This is a genomic window from Pseudomonas sp. 210_17 TE3656 (genome assembly GCF_054821965.1).
On the sequence record NZ_JBTRBC010000001.1, the window covers coordinates 2154225 to 2171091 of the forward strand.

General features: G+C 60.9%; 15 protein-coding genes and 1 riboswitch. Of the genes, 9 read left to right on the forward strand and 6 right to left on the reverse strand.

Annotated elements, in window-relative coordinates:
* Positions 1-1068, reverse strand: coding sequence for an erythrose-4-phosphate dehydrogenase (gene epd, locus ACVI9W_RS10170; protein ID WP_274296446.1), 1068 nt, complete (start codon positions 1066-1068; stop codon positions 1-3).
* A 125-nt stretch (positions 1069-1193) separates the two neighbouring features.
* Positions 1194-3191: a transketolase gene (tkt, locus tag ACVI9W_RS10175; RefSeq protein WP_461529926.1), complete on the reverse strand. Its 1998-nt coding sequence runs from the start codon at positions 3189-3191 to the stop codon at positions 1194-1196.
* Between the two features lie 260 nt (positions 3192-3451).
* Between tkt and ACVI9W_RS10180 the strand changes: the two genes are divergently transcribed.
* The 4 genes from ACVI9W_RS10180 (at position 3452) to ACVI9W_RS10195 (ending at position 8004) form a co-directional block, all read left to right on the forward strand.
* Positions 3452-4447, forward strand: coding sequence for an ArsR/SmtB family transcription factor (locus tag ACVI9W_RS10180; RefSeq protein ID WP_461529927.1), 996 nt, complete (start codon positions 3452-3454; stop codon positions 4445-4447).
* A gap of 19 nt (positions 4448-4466) precedes the next feature.
* Positions 4467-5657 carry a methionine adenosyltransferase gene (metK, locus tag ACVI9W_RS10185; protein WP_038615329.1) on the forward strand — a complete coding sequence of 397 codons (1191 nt, stop codon included), beginning with the start codon at positions 4467-4469 and terminating at the stop codon, positions 5655-5657.
* 143 nt (positions 5658-5800) lie between these two features.
* Positions 5801-7486: an NAD-dependent DNA ligase LigB gene (ligB, locus tag ACVI9W_RS10190; RefSeq protein ID WP_461529928.1), complete on the forward strand. Its 1686-nt coding sequence runs from the start codon at positions 5801-5803 to the stop codon at positions 7484-7486.
* Between the two features lie 131 nt (positions 7487-7617).
* A complete protein-coding gene (locus ACVI9W_RS10195; RefSeq protein WP_191830676.1) occupies positions 7618-8004 on the forward strand; it encodes a DUF1090 domain-containing protein in 387 nt (128 codons plus the stop codon).
* Positions 8005-8078: 74 nt separating this feature from the next.
* Here the strand turns inward: ACVI9W_RS10195 and ACVI9W_RS10200 are convergent, their stop codons facing one another.
* Positions 8079-8528, reverse strand: coding sequence for a c-type cytochrome (locus ACVI9W_RS10200; RefSeq protein ID WP_461529929.1), 450 nt, complete (start codon positions 8526-8528; stop codon positions 8079-8081).
* A 129-nt stretch (positions 8529-8657) separates the two neighbouring features.
* Here ACVI9W_RS10200 and mltA point away from each other — a divergent pair, with 129 nt between their 5' ends.
* Positions 8658-9809: a murein transglycosylase A gene (gene mltA, locus ACVI9W_RS10205; RefSeq protein ID WP_461529930.1), complete on the forward strand. Its 1152-nt coding sequence runs from the start codon at positions 8658-8660 to the stop codon at positions 9807-9809.
* Positions 9810-9815: 6 nt separating this feature from the next.
* Here the strand turns inward: mltA and ACVI9W_RS10210 are convergent, their stop codons facing one another.
* Entirely contained in the window at positions 9816-10202 is a 387-nt protein-coding gene (locus ACVI9W_RS10210) for an MAPEG family protein (protein WP_461529931.1), read from the reverse strand.
* Between the two features lie 25 nt (positions 10203-10227).
* Positions 10228-11061 carry an EamA family transporter gene (locus ACVI9W_RS10215; RefSeq protein WP_461529932.1) on the reverse strand — a complete coding sequence of 278 codons (834 nt, stop codon included), beginning with the start codon at positions 11059-11061 and terminating at the stop codon, positions 10228-10230.
* Positions 11062-11284: 223 nt separating this feature from the next.
* On the opposite strand from ACVI9W_RS10215, the gene ACVI9W_RS10220 reads away from it, so the two are divergent.
* A complete protein-coding gene (locus tag ACVI9W_RS10220; RefSeq protein ID WP_422419271.1) occupies positions 11285-12520 on the forward strand; it encodes a cation:proton antiporter in 1236 nt (411 codons plus the stop codon).
* Positions 12521-12606: 86 nt separating this feature from the next.
* Here the strand turns inward: ACVI9W_RS10220 and ACVI9W_RS10225 are convergent, their stop codons facing one another.
* Positions 12607-13008 carry an acyl-CoA thioesterase gene (locus tag ACVI9W_RS10225; RefSeq protein ID WP_038615346.1) on the reverse strand — a complete coding sequence of 134 codons (402 nt, stop codon included), beginning with the start codon at positions 13006-13008 and terminating at the stop codon, positions 12607-12609.
* Positions 13009-13190: 182 nt separating this feature from the next.
* Positions 13191-13295: riboswitch (S-adenosyl-L-homocysteine riboswitch) on the forward strand.
* 21 nt (positions 13296-13316) lie between these two features.
* Between ACVI9W_RS10225 and ahcY the strand changes: the two genes are divergently transcribed.
* The 3 genes from ahcY (at position 13317) to ACVI9W_RS10240 (ending at position 16854) form a co-directional block, all read left to right on the forward strand.
* A complete protein-coding gene (gene ahcY / locus ACVI9W_RS10230; RefSeq protein ID WP_461529933.1) occupies positions 13317-14726 on the forward strand; it encodes an adenosylhomocysteinase in 1410 nt (469 codons plus the stop codon).
* 96 nt (positions 14727-14822) lie between these two features.
* Entirely contained in the window at positions 14823-15668 is an 846-nt protein-coding gene (gene metF, locus ACVI9W_RS10235; RefSeq protein ID WP_422419275.1) for a methylenetetrahydrofolate reductase [NAD(P)H], read from the forward strand.
* Between the two features lie 103 nt (positions 15669-15771).
* Complete coding sequence (locus ACVI9W_RS10240) at positions 15772-16854, forward strand: hypothetical protein (RefSeq protein ID WP_461529934.1); 1083 nt, start codon at positions 15772-15774, stop codon at positions 16852-16854.
* Positions 16855-16867 lie beyond the last annotated feature (13 nt).

A 16867-nucleotide genomic window follows, 5' to 3' on the forward strand; every position in this document is an offset into this window, starting at 1 on the left:
TCAGGGCTGTTTACAAGTGGAGCGGGTTTGATTGACGACGTGCAGATAATGATCGGCAACGTCGAGCATACGGTTGGCAAACCCCCATTCGTTGTCGAACCAGGCCAGCAGGTTGACCAGCCGGGGGCCGGAAACGCGGGTCTGACTGGCATCGACAATCGCCGAATGAGGGTCATGGTTGAAATCACAACTGGCGTGCGGCAGTTCAGTGTAGGCCAGCAGCCCTTTGAGCGGTCCGCTCAGGGCGGCGTCACGCAACACCTGGTTGACCTCGGCTGCGGTGGTATCGCGGGCGGTCTGCAGGGTGATGTCCAGGCACGACACGTTGACGGTCGGCACGCGTACGGCTTTGGCCTGAATTCGCCCGGCAAGTTCCGGGAGCAGGCGCTCGATACCGCGGGCCAGCCCGGTGGACACCGGAATCACCGACTGGAACGCCGAGCGAGTACGGCGCAGGTCTTCATGGTGATAGGCATCGATGACCGGCTGATCGTTCATCGCCGAGTGAATCGTGGTGATCGACACGTACTCAAGGCCGAAGGCCTGGTCAAGCACGCGCAGCAGCGGCACACCGCAGTTGGTGGTGCAGGAGGCGTTGGAAACCAGGCGCTCGCTGCCATCCAGGCAATCCTGGTTGATGCCGTAGACAATCGTTGCATCGACGTCCACTTCGCTGGCCATCGGTTGCGAGAACAGCACCCGCGGTGCACCGGCGTCGAGGAAACGCTGGGCGTCGGCACGGGTGTTGTAGGCGCCGGAACACTCCAGTACCAGATCGACGCCAAGCGCCGCCCAGTCGATGCCTTCCGGGGTGGCACTGCGCAAGACTTTTACGCAGTCGCCATTGATATGCAGACAGTCGCCATCGACCTTCACCTCACCGGGAAAACGCCCGTGGGTGGAGTCGAAGCGAGTCAGGTATTCGATACTGGCCTGATCGGCCAGGTCGTTCAGTGCGACGATCTCGAAGCCCGCCTTCGCTCCCCGTTCAAAGAGTGCGCGCAAGACGCAACGACCGATACGGCCGTAGCCGTTGAGTGCAACTTTGTAAGGACGCGGTTGGGGCATGGGATGCTCACGGAACAGAACGTTTTCTCGGGTGAGGCCATCGCGGGACAAGCCCGCTCCCACAGGAATAATCATAAAACCTGTGGGAGCGGGCTTGCCCCGCGATCAATCCAGCACCGCCAGGATCAGTCTTCCAGCAGCTCTTCAGCAGTACCCAGGATGTTCTCCAGGGTGAAGCCGAACTCTTCGAACAAAGCAGCCGCCGGGGCCGACTCGCCGTAGGTGGTCATACCGATCACGCGGCCTTCGAGGCCGACGTACTTGTACCAGAAGTCGGCATGGGCCGCTTCGATAGCGATACGCGCACCGACCTGCAGAGGCAGTACAGACTGCTTGTAGGCAGCGTCCTGAGCATCGAACACGCTGGTGCATGGCATCGAAACGACGCGGACTTTGCGGCCTTGCTCGGTCAGCTTGTCGAACGCCTGAACGGCCAGGCCGACTTCGGAACCGGTGGCGATCAGGATCAGCTCAGGCTCGCCTGCGCAGTCTTTCAATACGTAGCCACCGCGGCTGATGTCGGCGATCTGGCCAGCATCACGGGTTTGGTGCTGCAGGTTCTGACGCGAGAAGATCAGCGCCGAAGGGCCGTCCTTGCGCTCCAGTGCCTGCTTCCAGGACACCGCCGATTCGACGGCGTCAGCTGGACGCCAGGTGTCCAGGTTCGGCGTGCTGCGCAGGCTGGTCAGTTGCTCGATCGGCTGGTGCGTCGGGCCGTCTTCGCCCAGACCGATAGAGTCGTGGGTGTAGACGTGGATCACACGCTGCTTCATCAGCGCCGACATGCGTACTGCGTTGCGGGCGTATTCCATGAACATCAGGAAGGTCGCGCCGTAAGGCACCAGGCCGCCGTGCAGGGCAACGCCGTTCATGATGGCGGTCATGCCGAATTCGCGCACGCCGTAGTACATGTAGTTGCCGCTGGCATCTTCAGCGCTGACGCCCTTGCAACCTTTCCACAGGGTCAGGTTGGAACCGGCCAGGTCCGCCGAGCCGCCGAGGAATTCCGGCAGCAGTGGGCCGAAGGCATTCAGGGTGTTCTGGCTGGCTTTACGGCTGGCGATGGTTTCGCCTTTGGCCGCGACTTCAGCGATGTAGGCAGTGGCCTTTTCGGAGAAGTCTGCTGGCAGCTCGCCGCTCAGACGACGCTTGAGTTCGCTGGCCAGTTCCGGGAAGGCGGCGGCGTAGGCGGCGAAGCGCTTGTCCCACTGGGCTTCAACAGCCTTGCCGGCTTCTTTGGCATCCCACTCGGCGTAAATTTCGGCCGGGATTTCGAACGGACCGTGGTTCCACTTCAGCGCTTCGCGGGTCAGGGCGATTTCCGCGTCACCCAGCGGGGCGCCGTGGCAGTCTTCTTTACCCTGCTTGTTCGGCGAACCGAAACCGATGGTGGTCTTGCAGCAGATCAGCGTCGGCAGCGGGCTCTTACGAGCGGTGTCGATGGCGGTCTTGATCTCTTCCGGATCATGGCCGTCGACATTGCGGATCACCTGCCAGTTGTACGACTCGAAACGCTTCGGCGTGTCGTCGGTGAACCAGCCTTCGACTTCGCCGTCGATGGAGATGCCGTTGTCATCGTAGAAGGCAATCAGCTTGCCCAGGCCCAGGGTACCGGCCAGGGAAGCGACTTCGTGGGAAATGCCTTCCATCATGCAACCGTCACCCAGGAATACATAGGTGTGGTGGTCGACGATGTTATGACCTTCGCGGTTGAACTGGGCGCCCATGACTTTTTCGGCAAGGGCAAAACCAACAGCGTTGGCCAGACCCTGGCCGAGCGGGCCGGTGGTGGTTTCGACGCCTGGGGTGTAACCGAATTCCGGGTGGCCCGGGGTGCGGCTGTGCAGCTGACGGAAAGACTTGAGGTCGTCGATGGTGACGTCATAGCCGGTCAGGTGCAGCAGCGAATAGATCAGCATCGAGCCGTGGCCGTTGGACAGCACGAAGCGGTCACGGTCAGCGAAGTTCGGGTTGCTCGGGCTGTGTTTCAGATAGTCGCGCCAAAGAACCTCGGCGATATCCGCCATGCCCATAGGGGCACCTGGATGGCCGCTGTTGGCCTTTTGCACGGCATCCATGCTGAGGGCACGAATGGCGTTGGCACGCTCACGACGGCTGGGCATCGCTTATCTCCTGGGGCTTGAATTAATTATGAAACGAAAAAAGGCGGCCATTTTCGCCCAGGCACGCCCCCGGGGGCAATGACGGATGGTCGATGCAGCATGATTTTCCTGTGATTGAACGAAGAATCAGGCGTTAAGCCGGGCAAACAGCAGGATCGGTCGTGCCGTCCTGCGACGAATTGCCCCGCTTATCGTGCAATATCAAAACTTTTTGATATTGCTCTTGCGACGCTGCCACAGCCTGACTAGACTGCCGTCCCATGAATCTACCTGTGCCTGCAATCCGTCCCGAGCAAAGCGAAGATCTGGCTGCCCTGTGCAAAGCCAGCGGCGACCCGCTGCGCCTGAACGTATTACGGGCACTGGCCAGCGACTCGTTTGGCGTGCTGGAGCTGGCGCAGATCTTCGCCATCGGCCAGTCGGGCATGAGCCACCACCTCAAGGTGCTGGCCCAGGCCGGACTGGTGGCAACCCGCCGCGAAGGCAACGCGATCTTCTATCGTCGCGCCCTGCCCGATGGCCTGCGCCTGGGTGGCAAGCTGCATGCGGCGCTGCTCGAAGAAGTCGATGGCCTGAGCCTGGCGGATGAAGTGCAGGAGCGCATCGGTCAGGTCCAGCAACGCCGGGCCGCCACCAGCCAGGACTTCTTCCTGCGTGTCGAAGAGAAGTTCCGTGCCCAGCAGGACCTGATCGCCGGGCTGCCGCAGTACCGCGAAAGCCTCCTGGCGCTGCTCGACAAACTCAGCTTCAGCGCTGACGCCAGCGCTCTTGAAGTAGGCCCTGGCGATGGCGAATTTCTTCCCGAACTGGCCCGGCGGTTTGTTCGGGTCACCGCACTGGACAACAGCCCGACCATGCTCGAGCTGGCACGCCAGGTCTGTCACCGCGAAGACCTGGCTAATGTGAACCTGCAGTTGGCCGATGCACTCAGTGCAACGGATGTGGAAGCCGACTGCGTAGTGCTGAACATGGTCCTGCACCATTTCAGCGCCCCGGCCGAAGCCCTGCGGCAGCTGGCCAACCGTGTGAAAGCAGGCGGCAGCCTGTTGGTAACAGAGTTGTGCAGTCACGATCAGAGCTGGGCCAGAGAGGCCTGTGGCGATATCTGGCTGGGCTTTGAGCAGGACGACCTGGCCCGTTGGGCCAGCGCTGCGGGACTGGCTCCCGGGGACAGCCTGTATGTGGGCTTACGTAATGGTTTCCAGATCCAGGTCCGCCATTTTCAGCGACCGGCTGGCGACACTCAACATCGGTAAATTTTAGGAACCCGTCGAGATGAGCGAATACTCCCTTTTCACCTCCGAGTCCGTGTCTGAAGGGCATCCGGACAAAATCGCCGACCAGATTTCGGACGCCGTGCTGGACGCCATCATCACCCAGGACAAATACGCACGCGTAGCCTGCGAAACCCTGGTGAAAACCGGTGTAGCGATTATCGCAGGTGAAGTCACCACCTCGGCCTGGGTAGACCTGGAAGAGATCGTCCGTAACGTCATCGTCGACATCGGCTACAACAGCTCCGACGTTGGTTTCGACGGCGCCACCTGCGCCGTGATGAACATCATCGGCAAGCAATCGGTAGACATCGCCCAGGGCGTTGACCGCAGCAAGCCGGAAGACCAGGGCGCTGGCGACCAGGGCCTGATGTTCGGTTATGCCAGCAATGAAACCGACGTGCTGATGCCAGCACCGATCTGCTTCTCGCACCGTCTGGTCGAGCGTCAGGCCGAAGCACGCAAGTCCGGCCTGCTGCCGTGGCTGCGTCCGGATGCCAAGTCGCAGGTCACCTGCCGTTACGAAGGCGGCAAAGTGGTCGGCATCGACGCCGTGGTCCTGTCGACCCAGCACAACCCTGAAGTCTCGCAGAAAGACCTGCAGGAAGCGGTCATGGAGCTGATCGTCAAGCACACCCTGCCTGCCGAACTGCTGCACAAAGACACCCAGTTCCACATCAACCCGACCGGCCAGTTCATCATCGGCGGCCCGGTAGGTGACTGTGGTCTGACCGGTCGCAAGATCATCGTCGACAGCTACGGCGGCATGGCCCGTCACGGCGGTGGCGCGTTCTCCGGCAAAGACCCGTCCAAGGTTGACCGTTCCGCCGCTTACGCCGGTCGCTATGTGGCCAAGAACATCGTCGCCGCAGGCCTGGCCGAGCGCTGCGAGATCCAGGTTTCCTACGCTATCGGCGTAGCCCAGCCTACCTCCATCTCGCTGAACACCTTCGGCACCGGCAAGATCTCCGACGACAAGATCGTCCAGCTGGTACGTGAGTGCTTCGACCTGCGTCCATACGCGATCACCACCATGCTCGACCTGCTGCACCCGATGTACCAGGAAACTGCCGCCTACGGTCACTTCGGCCGTATCCCGCAGCAGAAGACTGTCGGCGACGACACCTTCACCACCTTCACCTGGGAACGCACCGACCGCGTCGACGCCCTGCGCGCTGCTGCTGGTCTGTAAGCCCCGAGGCTGCAAGCAAAAGCCCCAGCCGAGCGATCGGCTGGGGCTTTTTTCATGACATATCGGCTGACAACTGACGACGCTGCCCTAAGCATCCATTGCCTAGGCTAAGGGTTCCATATCGCCAAGCAAGGATGCTGGCCATGTTGCTCAAACTGCTCGTTTACCTTCTGCTTACCCTGCACTTATCCACAAGCCGCGCCGATGAATGCCCCACCTGGTCAATCGACCTGGCGCGCAACGAGACCGATCGGCTGCGTGAGACCCTGGCCAACTGGGATGAGCATTACCATCACCTGGGCCGCTCACTGGTGGCAGACGAGATCTACGACCAGAGCCTGCAGCGCCTGAAACTTCTTCAAGGTTGCTTCGACCTGCAGGCCGTCGATAACCCGCTCGCCAGTGCCCGCGGGCCAATAACCCATCCCGTCGCGCACACTGGCGTCGCCAAGCTGGCCGACGATCAGGCAGTCGCTCAATGGATACAGGGCAAACAGAGCATCTGGATTCAGCCCAAGGTGGATGGTGTCGCTGTCACCCTGGTGTTTCGCCAAGGCCAGCTGATGCAACTGCTCAGCCGTGGAGATGGTGTTCACGGACATGACTGGAGCCGGCATATTCCTTCTCTCGATGGCATAACCCGGCAACTATCCCAGCCACTCGATCTCACCTTGCAAGGCGAACTGTACTGGCGCCTCGACGATCATGTGCAATCGGCTGCTGGCGGGCTTAATGCTCGCGGCACTGTGGCCGGATTGATGTCGCGCAAACAATTGAGCGCCGAGCTGGGTGGCGGAATCGGCCTGTTCGTCTGGGACTGGCCCGATGGCCCGAGCACCCAGGCCGAGCGCCTGGCCAGGCTGGCAGCGCTGGGTTTCGCCGACAGCCAGCGCTACAGCGTTGCTATCAGCACTCATGACGAAGCGGCCCACTGGCGCCAGCACTGGTACCGCACACCGCTGCCCTTCGCCACCGACGGGGTGATCCTGCGTCAGGACAGCCGCCCACCCGCCGAGCGCTGGCGGGCCAACGCGCCCTATTGGATCGCTGCCTGGAAGTACCCCTTCGCCCAGGCACTGGCCGAGGTCCGTGAGGTGCGTTTCCGGATCGGGCGCACCGGCAAGGTCACGCCTGTGCTGCAGTTAAAGCCGGTTATGCTCGATGACCGGCGCATCACCCAGGTCAGCCTGGGCTCATTGCCACGCTGGCAGTCCTTGGACATCCGCCCGGGTGACCAGGTGGCGATCAGCCTGGCAGGGCTGACCATCCCGCGCCTGGATCAGGTGGTGCATCGCAGCGTTCATCGCCAGCCGGTGGACCCTCCGGCAATCGGGCAATTTCATGCATTGAGCTGCTGGCAGGCCAGCCCCGGCTGCGAAGAACAGTTCATCGCCCGACTTGCCTGGCTAAGCGGCAAGCAGGGGCTGGATATACCGCGAGTGGGCGTTGCGACCTGGCGCAACCTGGTGCAGGCGGGCCTGGTCAACACCCTGGCCGACTGGCTGACAGTGACCGACGACCAACTGCGCCAGCTACCCGGCTTCAGTGCAGCCAGTGCCGAACGGCTGTTGCAAGGATTCGACGGTGCACGCACCCGCCCCTTCCAGCAGTGGCTGCACGCCTTGGGGATACCCGCACCACGCGACGCTGACCTGAGCGCGGGCTGGTCTTCACTGGCGGCCAGGACTGCCGAGCAGTGGTCTCGCGAATCCGGTATCGGCACCACGCGCGGCGAACAACTGCTGGCTTTCTTCAGTCATCCGCACGTACAGGCGCTGGCTGCGCAACTGTTGACTCAAGACATCGAAGGATTCCCGAATGCCCTCTAAAATCAGGCATCTGCGGCTGTAGGATTTTTCCTTCAATGCAATTGAAAAGCCTACCAAGGGTTCCTTAATTGAGGAAATCAGGGCAGGATTCCCCCAACTTTTGCTGCCCTGCCCCGACCAAGGAGGCTTCCATGAAACTTTTCTCTCAACTCGTATTGCTGACCGCTATCGGACTTGCAGCGACTTCGCTGCAGGCCGCCGAGTCAGATCAAGTCCTGACGGGTTGCGCTGCAAAGAAGGCGGATATTCAACAGCAGATCGACAAGTCCATTAACCCTTTCGAAAAAGCAGGTCTTGAGAAAGCGCTGAGTGAAGTCAACGAGCACTGCACCGATGCCGGCCTGAAGAAAGAGCGCGAACAGAAAGTGCTCGACGCCCGTCACGAAGTGACACAGCGCACCAAGGACCTGGACAAGGCCATGAAGAAGGGCGACGCCGAGAAGATCAACAAGCGCAAAGACAAGCTGGCTGAATCCAAGAAGGAACTGCAGCAAGCGCTGGACGAACTCGATAAGTAAGTCGCTGGATCAATCGCGGGGCAAGCCTGCTCCCACCGGCCCGGTAGGAGCGGGCTTGCCCCGCGATGCTGTATTCAATGGTTACGAAATTCGGTATGACAGGCTTTGCATGCTGCTTCAACCTTGTCCGTTGGCGCGGCCAGATCCGTAGCCTTCAGCGGCTGGGTGCGAGTAACAGCGACCAACTCACCGGTAGCCACTTCCAGCTGGCGAGCCAGGTCCTGGAAGCGTGCCTGTTTTTCCCAGACCTCTGCACGCGCGCTGGTTTCATCGTCCTCGCGGACCTGCGGAAAATGTTTCCACGGCTCACGGGACAAGTTGTCGAGCTTGACCGCGCCGTCGGCGAACTTCTGCCCGTCAAAGGCCAGCCGCCCACGCAGCATGCCGCCCAGGTCTTCGCTGGTCTTGAGCATCTGTTTGAAAATGGTCTTGCGCTGGCCCAGTGGCGAGTTGGGATCGACACCGCCACAGGCGGTCAAGGTCAGGCAGGCCAGCACTACAACAGAAAGGCGCTTGAGCATCATGGTAACGTCGGCTCACGGAAAAAAGGCGGCCAGTATCCTCGCCTCATCGCCAAAGACCAATACCCTTAATAAAACTACGGGTTGCCTGGACAGCTGAAGCCCAGGCAAACCGCCAAGGAAACCCTGTTCATGAAATTTTCCCTGCGCCATCTGGGATGGTCGCTCTCGGCACTGGCGCTGCTCGCCGGCTGCAACGGCGGCGGTCCGGAAAAACCCAAGCCTCACGCGCTCGCCACCTACGTCAGCAGTACCTGGAAAGACCTGCCGCAGGTCAGCGACAGTGATCTGCTGGCCGGCTTCGAAGCCTGGCGTAGTGCCTGTGAACGCCTCAAGCGTGACGCAATATGGGCCAATACCTGCGCGGCAGCAGCCAAAGTACCTGGCGACAGCACCGAGGTGCGCAAGTTTCTCCAGGCCCAGCTGGACGTCTACAGCATGCGCTCGGGCGAAAACAACGCCAACGGCCTGATCACCGGTTACTACGAACCGGTCTACCCCGGCAGCCTGACCCAGACCGACAGCGCGCATGTCCCCGTCTATGGTGTCCCGGACGACATGATCGTGGTGGCCCTGGACAGCGTCTACCCGGAGCTCAAGGGCAAGCGCCTGCGCGGCCGCATTGAGGGCCGCACCCTCAAGCCTTACGACACCGCCGAAGTGATCAACCAGCAAGGCGTACCGGCCCCCGTGCTGGCCTGGCTCACCGACCCCATGGACCTGCAGTTCCTGCAGATCCAGGGTTCCGGGCGGATCCAGCTCGACAACGGCCGCCAGCTGCGCGTCGGCTACGCCGACCAGAACGGCCATCCCTATCGTCCAGTGGGTCGCTGGCTGGTCGAACAGGGGCAGCTGAAAAAAGAAGAGGTCACCATGGGCAGCATTCATGCCTGGGCCCAGGCCAACCCGACTCGGGTACCCGAACTGCTGGCGAGCAACCCCAGTTACGTGTTCTTCAGCACCCGCCCGGACAGCAATGAAGGTCCACGCGGTTCGCTCAACGTGCCGCTGACAGCGGGCTATAGCGTGGCCATCGACCGCAAGGTGATTCCACTGGGCAGTCTGCTGTGGCTCTCCACCACCCGTCCCGACGGTGCCCCGGTGATACGCCCGGTTGCCGCTCAGGACACTGGCGGCGCGATCACCGGCGAAGTGCGCGCCGATCTGTTCTGGGGGACCGGCGCCGAAGCGGGCGAGCTCGCCGGCAACATGAAGCAGCAGGGCCAGATCTGGATGCTGTGGCCTAAGGGCACGGCGCTGCCAGAGGTGCCGAAAGTGCCTTGATCGGCCCTACATCGAGACGAAGAAAAACGACACCACCAAACCAAGGCCGACGAACCAGACCAGCGAACGCAAGGCGGCCCAGTCGGCCAGGTAGCAAATGATGTAGAGCAGGCGGCTGGTGATGTACAGCACCGCCAGTACGTCCTGGGTCACCTGCTCGGCATTGCCGACGATGTCGGCGATGATCACTGCCGCGGCAAAGGCCGGAAAGGCTTCAAAGCTGTTCAACTGGGCGGCATGGGCACGCCGCGGCAAGCCTTCAAGCTTGTCGAGAAACGCCCGCGGGTCGTGGTTCTGCCGCAGATTGAAACGACCGCTGCCGAACTTGGCGATGCTGGTACACAGGATCGGCAGAATCAACGCAATCAGTACACACCACAAAGCAACGGTCATGGCTAAATCCTTGTCGGTTGGAACATCAAAGTTTCATGATCAGCATGCCGATCAGCACCAGGGCACAGGCTAAGAGCCTCGGACCACCAAAAGGTTCTTTGAGGTAGCGCATGCCGAACAGCACCACCAGTATCACGCTGACTTCACGCAGCGCCGCTGCTTCGGCCACCGACCCCAGTTGCATCGCCCAAAGCACCAGGGCATAGCTGAGCAACACGCATAAACCGACCGTCAAGCCGAGCCGCCACTGCAGGCGCCAGAACAGGATGAAGGGCGCGCGCCGGGCGACACTGGCCAGCAACGGGAACGGCCAGGCACTGAGCAGCGTCAACCAGACAAGATAGTCCAACGGTTGCGACCAGAGCCGGATCGCCTGGCCATCGAACCAGGTGTAGCAACCGATGCACAGCCCGATCAAGGCCACCACCGGCAACATCGACCAGGGCAGACGATCGCCGCCACCGCCTTGCCAGAGCAGGCAGGCCATGCCACAGGGGATCAACAGAATGCCGATGATCTGTTGGCTGCTTAAGGTCTCATCGGCGAAGGTCAGCGTCAGCGCCAGCACGACCAAGGGTGAGAGGCCGCGCATCAACGGATAGACCAGCCCCAGGTCACCGACCCGATAGGCCTGGATCAACAGAAAGCGATAGAACTGCTCGAACAGCGCAGAAGCCAGCAACCACGGCCAGACCTCGGCGGGCGGAAACTGCACGAAGGCAACCATCACCAGGGCAAACAGCAATGCCACCGCGTCCATGCTGGCGATGACCAGCAAGCGCTCGCCGCTGAATTTGATCAGGGTGTTCCAGGTTGCATGCAGCAGTGCGGCAACCAGTACCAGAGAAGTGGCTAACACGCGAAGGTCCTTGGCAGTGCAGGTCGGGTCATCAATGGCCAGCCGCTATCTAAGCATTTCCCTCGGCGCCGCGTCGCGCACATTCGAGCACCGTGGAAACGAAATCGGCACAGCGTGGTCAACGCATGCAGTCAAAAAACTGTGTCCCCAAGCCATCGCCAGACCATCCAAGGGCTGCCCGATGGGATCGGGTGCCAATTTGTAAGCCATTACAGGACCTGGAATGCTTGAGCTTGTTGCTGCGTTTATCTGTCTGACGACCCTCCTCACTTATCTGAACTACCGCTTCATCGGCCTGCCGCCGACCATCGGCGTGATGGTCACCGCATTGTTCTTCTCCCTGTTGCTGCAAGGCCTGAGCGTCATTGGCTACCCGGGGCTGGAAGAGCGTGTGCAAGGTTTGATGAGCCAGATCGACTTCAACGACTTGCTGATGCACTGGATGCTGTCGTTCCTGTTGTTTGCCGGCGCCCTGCACGTCAACCTCGCCGACCTGCGCAGTTACCGTTGGCCGATTGGCCTGCTGGCCACTGTCGGTGTGCTGATCGCCACCGTGGTCATCGGTTTTCTCGCCCACTGGATCTTTGCCCTGTTCGGCTGGCACGTCAGCCTGCTCTACTGCCTGCTGTTCGGCGCACTGATTTCGCCGACCGACCCCATTGCGGTACTCGGCGCCCTGCGAACCGCCAATGCCTCGAAACCGCTGAAAACCACGATTGTTGGTGAATCACTATTCAATGACGGCACCGCGGTGGTGGTGTTTACCGTATTGCTGGGCATTGCCCAGCTGGGCGAAACCCCAAGCGCCACCGAAACCGCCATCCTGTTCGCCCGCGAAGCCATCGGCGGCGCGCTGTTCGGCGGACTGATCGGCTACGTGACCTATCGCATGATCAAAAGCATCGAGCAGTACCAGGTCGAGGTCATGCTGACCCTGGCCCTGGTCATCGGTGGCTCGGCCATGGCCTACGAGCTGCACGTATCGGCACCGATCGCGATGGTGGTGGCCGGGCTGATCATCGGCAACCTGGGGCGTAACCTGGCGATGAACGACATGACCCGCCGCTACATGGACGGCTTCTGGGAACTGATCGACGACATGCTCAACGCCCTGCTGTTCGCCCTGATCGGCCTGGAGCTGTTGCTGCTGCCGTTCTCCTGGATGCACCTGGCGGCGGCCGGCGTGCTGGCCGTGGCCATCCTGCTGTCGCGCCTGCTGACTGTGGCCCCGGCCATCCTCATGCTGCGCCGCTGGCGCACAGTACCGCGCGGCACCGTGCGGGTACTGACCTGGGGCGGCTTGCGCGGTGGTGTGTCGGTTGCCCTGGCCCTGTCTCTGCCGCCGGGCACCGAGCGTGATTTGTTGCTGAGCATCACCTATATCGTGGTGCTGTCGTCGATCCTGTTGCAGGGGTTGACGATCGGGCGGGTGGTGCGCGGGGTTACCGAGCAACCTTGAGATCGCAATCGCCGGCAAGGCCGGCTCCCACAACAGCCCGATATATACAGGACCTGTGGGGGCCGGCCTTGCCGGCGATGGACTCATTACTCTACTGCTGAGTCCGGGAACTGGTCCTGGACATACTTGATTTCAGTCCGCCCATGCGCCGCCGGCAAGCCGTCTTCACCAAGGTTGACGAAGACCATGCGATCAACGGTCAGGATGCTCTTGCGGGTAATCTTGTTGCGCACTTCACACTTGAGGGTGATCGAGGTGCGGCCGAATTCGGTGGCGGTGATACCCAGCTCAATGATGTCGCCCTGGCGCGAGGCGCTGACGAAGTTGATCTCCGAGATGTATTTGGTCACCACACGCTGGTTACCCAACTGGACGATCGCGTAGATCGCTGCTTCTTCATCAATCCAGCGCAGCAGGCTGCCGCCGAACAGCGTGCCGTTGGGGTTGAGATCTTCGGGCTTGACCCATTTGCGGGTGTGAAAATTCATATCTACTCCTGAGCGTCTTGCCATTCGATGAGGGTAATGATGGCAGAGGCGGCCCCCCTCCTCCATTTAACATCGACTATCGTCTCGATTAATCGACAGAAAACCTTGGGCAGATGCGCAGGCGCGGCTATAATCGCCATCGCTTTAAAACGGTCATCTGCACTTGATACCGTTCCCGCCACCTGTCCGAGGGGCGCTGCAGCAGGTTCAACCTGTCAGGCTCGGATGGGGCGTTGTCTGGCCAGGCCTGCCTGCCGACACTAAACGCACAACGGCGCCCATTCGCACACTACGAATGGAGGCTCTTCATGAGCGCTGTAAACACGCCTGCCGGTTTTACCGATTTCAAAGTCGCTGACATCTCCCTGGCTGCATGGGGCCGTCGCGAAACCATCATCGCCGAATCGGAAATGCCTGCACTGATGGGCCTGCGCCGCAAGTACCTGCAAGAGCAACCGCTCAAGGGTGCCAAGATCCTCGGCTGCATCCACATGACCATTCAGACTGCCGTGCTGATCGAAACCCTGGTTGCCCTGGGTGCCGAAGTTCGCTGGTCGTCCTGCAACATTTTCTCCACCCAGGACCAGGCCGCTGCCTCGATCGCCGCTGCCGGTATCCCTGTGTTCGCCTGGAAAGGCGAAACCGAAGAAGAGTACGAGTGGTGCCTGGAGCAAACCATCCTCAAGGATGGCGCGCCATGGGACGCCAACATGATCCTCGACGACGGCGGTGACCTGACCGAACTGCTGCACAAGAAATACCCGGCCGTTCTCGAGCGCGTTCACGGCGTGACCGAAGAAACCACCACCGGCGTTCACCGCCTGCTGGACATGCTGGCCAAGGGCGAGCTGAAAATCCCGGCCATCAACGTCAACGACTCGGTCACCAAGAGCAAGAACGACAACAAGTACGGCTGCCGTCACAGCCTGAACGATGCGATCAAGCGCGGTACCGACCACCTGCTGTCGGGCAAGCAAGCGCTGGTCATCGGCTACGGTGACGTGGGCAAGGGCTCGGCCCAGTCGCTGCGTCAGGAAGGCATGATCGTCAAAGTCACTGAAGTCGACCCGATCTGCGCCATGCAAGCCTGCATGGACGGCTTCGAGCTGGTTTCGCCGTTCATTGACGGTATCAACACCGGTACCGAAGCGAGCATCGACAAAGCACTGCTGGGCAAGATCGACCTGATCGTTACCACCACCGGCAACGTCAATGTCTGCGACGCCAACATGCTCAAAGCCCTGAAAAAGCGCGCTGTGGTCTGCAACATCGGTCACTTCGACAATGAAATCGACACCGCTTTCATGCGCAAGAACTGGGCATGGGAAGAGGTCAAGCCGCAGGTACACAAGATCCACCGTACCGGCGCTGGCGATTTCGACCCGCAGAACGACGACTACCTGATCCTGCTGGCTGAAGGCCGTCTGGTGAACCTGGGTAACGCCACCGGCCACCCAAGCCGCATCATGGACGGTTCGTTCGCCAACCAGGTGCTGGCACAGATCTTCCTGTTCGGCCAGAAGTACGCCGACCTGTCGCCGGCCCAGAAAGCCGAGCGCCTGACCGTTGAAGTACTGCCAAAGAAACTCGACGAAGAAGTGGCCCTGGAAATGGTCCGCGGTTTCGGCGGTGTGGTCACCCAACTGACGCCTCAGCAAGCCGAGTACATCGGCGTTACTGTTGAAGGGCCGTTCAAGCCACACGCCTACCGCTACTGATGGGCCAGAGCCGGTGTCGCTGCCAAGCGTCACCGGCTTTTTTCTGTACGCCAGCCGCAGGGCTGGCCTGCTTGATCGGTTTACCAGGATTTCGCCATGTCTCAGGAACGTCGTTACAGCTTCGAGTTCTTCCCGACCAAGACCGATGCTGGACATGAAAAACTGCTCGCCACTGCCCGCCAGCTGGCCAGCTACAATCCGGATTTCTTCTCCTGCACCTACGGTGCCGGTGGTTCGACCCGCGACCGCACGCTGAACACTGTGCTGCAGCTGGAAAGCGAAGTGAAGGTTCCTGCCGCACCGCACCTGTCCTGCGTCGGTGACAGCAAGGAAGACCTGCGCAGTCTGCTGAGCCAGTACAAGGCCGCCGGCATCCAGCGCATCGTTGCCCTGCGCGGTGACCTGCCCTCGGGCATGGGCATGGCCAGCGGCGAGCTGCGCTACGCCAACGAACTGGTCGAGTTCATCCGCCAGGAAAGCGGCGATCACTTTCATATCGAAATCGCCGCCTACCCGGAGATGCATCCCCAGGCGCGCAACTTCGAAGATGACCTGAAGAATTTCGTGCGCAAGGCCAACGCCGGTGCCGACAGCGCCATTACCCAATACTTCTTCAACGCCGACAGCTACTTCTACTTCGTCGAGCGCGTGCAGCAGATGGGTGTGGATATTCCGGTGGTTCCGGGGATCATGCCGATCACCAACTACAGCAAGCTGGCGCGCTTCTCCGACGCCTGCGGCGCCGAGATCCCACGCTGGATCCGCAAACAGCTGGAAGCCTATGGCGATGACGTCAACAGCATCCAGAAGTTCGGCGAAGAGGTCATCACCCGCATGTGCGAACAACTGCTGCAAGGCGGCGCACCAGGGCTGCACTTCTACACCCTGAATCAGGCCGATCCGAGCCTGGCGATCTGGAACAATCTCAAGTTGCCGCGTTGATCGTAGTGCCACATCGCCAGTAACCATTACTGTGGGATACTCAAAGGCCTTGGTTTACGCTAAGGCCTTTTTGCATTCCACAGTCAACGGATGATCGTGCTTCATGCCACACGGACATACTCTGTCTCGCCCACAACTGGTTTACCTGGTATTCGGTGCCCCGACTTATCATCAGGAAGCCCAATTCAGCATCGTCAGCGCCCTGGCCAACCTGCGCAAGACCCCCGGCGAAGCGCTGGACATTCAGGTCTACAGCGACAATCCCGAGCCCTACCAGAACCTTCCGGTAAGCGTCCACACTCTGGATGCCGCCACCCGCGAAGCCTGGAACCAGCCTTATGGATATCACTTTCGCAGCAAGCACATGGTCTTGCGCCAGGTACTGGCCGACGCGCCCGTGGCCGCGCTGATCGATACCGACACGTTCTTCCACCAATCGCCGATTGAGCTGTTCCGGCGCATCAAGCCCGGCACCCTGCTGTGCAATGCCATCGGTGCCAATTTTGGAAGCAACCCGAAGTGCAGGCTGTACCAGAGCCTGGCAGCGCTACTTGAGTCGCGCGGGCTGGCTGACCGCCAGATGCCACAGCTCAACTCCGGCGTCATCGGCCTGATGCAGGAAGATGCGTCACTGCTCGACCACTCCATCGCCCTGATGGACGAGTACTACCCGCATGCCAACGGCGCGTACACCCTGGAAGAGTTCTGCCTGGCCGTGGCGGCCTATCGGCGCATGCAGCTCAACCAGTGCACCGACCTGCTGCATCACTACTGGAGCCGCAAACAGCTGTTCAGGGCCAAGGTCCAGGCCTGGTTGGCCAAGCACCAGCACGCGCCGCTGAGTTGCCAGGCGCTGCAGGATGTGGCCCTGGTCAACGCCCAGCTGCCAAAGCCACCAGCCCTGCACCGCCTGGGTTACAAGGCGCTGAGCCTGACCCTGCCCAGCGATCAGCGTCAGTTCCTGCGTGAACTGATGTACGGCTGTTATGACTACCCCAACGAATTCGACCGTGCCTGTGCCCCTGTCTGGTGGACCAAAGCACTGGAAAACGCCAATGCGCGTCATTCACGCCCGTTGTGCCACGAACAACTGCACCGTTGGTTCGAGCGCCCGGGCATGCGCCTGAGCCTGGGTAACAAACACAGTAGGATTCGTGACGTGCTGATAAAACGATCACAACGTTGAATACCTGACAAAC

What these genes read in the sequence shown, in the direction of transcription:
- tkt (WP_461529926.1), bottom strand. Translation starts at nt 3,191, where the DNA reads ATGCCCAGCCGTCGTGAGCGTGCCAACGCCATTCGTGCCCTCAGCATG.
- ACVI9W_RS10195 (WP_191830676.1), top strand. Translation starts at nt 7,618, where the DNA reads ATGAAACTTTTCTCTCAACTCGTATTGCTGACCGCTATCGGACTTGCA.
- ACVI9W_RS10240 (WP_461529934.1), top strand. Translation starts at nt 15,772, where the DNA reads ATGCCACACGGACATACTCTGTCTCGCCCACAACTGGTTTACCTGGTA.
- ligB (WP_461529928.1), top strand. Translation starts at nt 5,801, where the DNA reads ATGTTGCTCAAACTGCTCGTTTACCTTCTGCTTACCCTGCACTTATCC.
- ACVI9W_RS10220 (WP_422419271.1), top strand. Translation starts at nt 11,285, where the DNA reads ATGCTTGAGCTTGTTGCTGCGTTTATCTGTCTGACGACCCTCCTCACT.
- ACVI9W_RS10180 (WP_461529927.1), top strand. Translation starts at nt 3,452, where the DNA reads ATGAATCTACCTGTGCCTGCAATCCGTCCCGAGCAAAGCGAAGATCTG.
- metF (WP_422419275.1), top strand. Translation starts at nt 14,823, where the DNA reads ATGTCTCAGGAACGTCGTTACAGCTTCGAGTTCTTCCCGACCAAGACC.
- ahcY (WP_461529933.1), top strand. Translation starts at nt 13,317, where the DNA reads ATGAGCGCTGTAAACACGCCTGCCGGTTTTACCGATTTCAAAGTCGCT.
- metK (WP_038615329.1), top strand. Translation starts at nt 4,467, where the DNA reads ATGAGCGAATACTCCCTTTTCACCTCCGAGTCCGTGTCTGAAGGGCAT.
- mltA (WP_461529930.1), top strand. Translation starts at nt 8,658, where the DNA reads ATGAAATTTTCCCTGCGCCATCTGGGATGGTCGCTCTCGGCACTGGCG.
- ACVI9W_RS10210 (WP_461529931.1), bottom strand. Translation starts at nt 10,202, where the DNA reads ATGACCGTTGCTTTGTGGTGTGTACTGATTGCGTTGATTCTGCCGATC.
- ACVI9W_RS10225 (WP_038615346.1), bottom strand. Translation starts at nt 13,008, where the DNA reads ATGAATTTTCACACCCGCAAATGGGTCAAGCCCGAAGATCTCAACCCC.
- ACVI9W_RS10200 (WP_461529929.1), bottom strand. Translation starts at nt 8,528, where the DNA reads ATGATGCTCAAGCGCCTTTCTGTTGTAGTGCTGGCCTGCCTGACCTTG.
- epd (WP_274296446.1), bottom strand. Translation starts at nt 1,068, where the DNA reads ATGCCCCAACCGCGTCCTTACAAAGTTGCACTCAACGGCTACGGCCGT.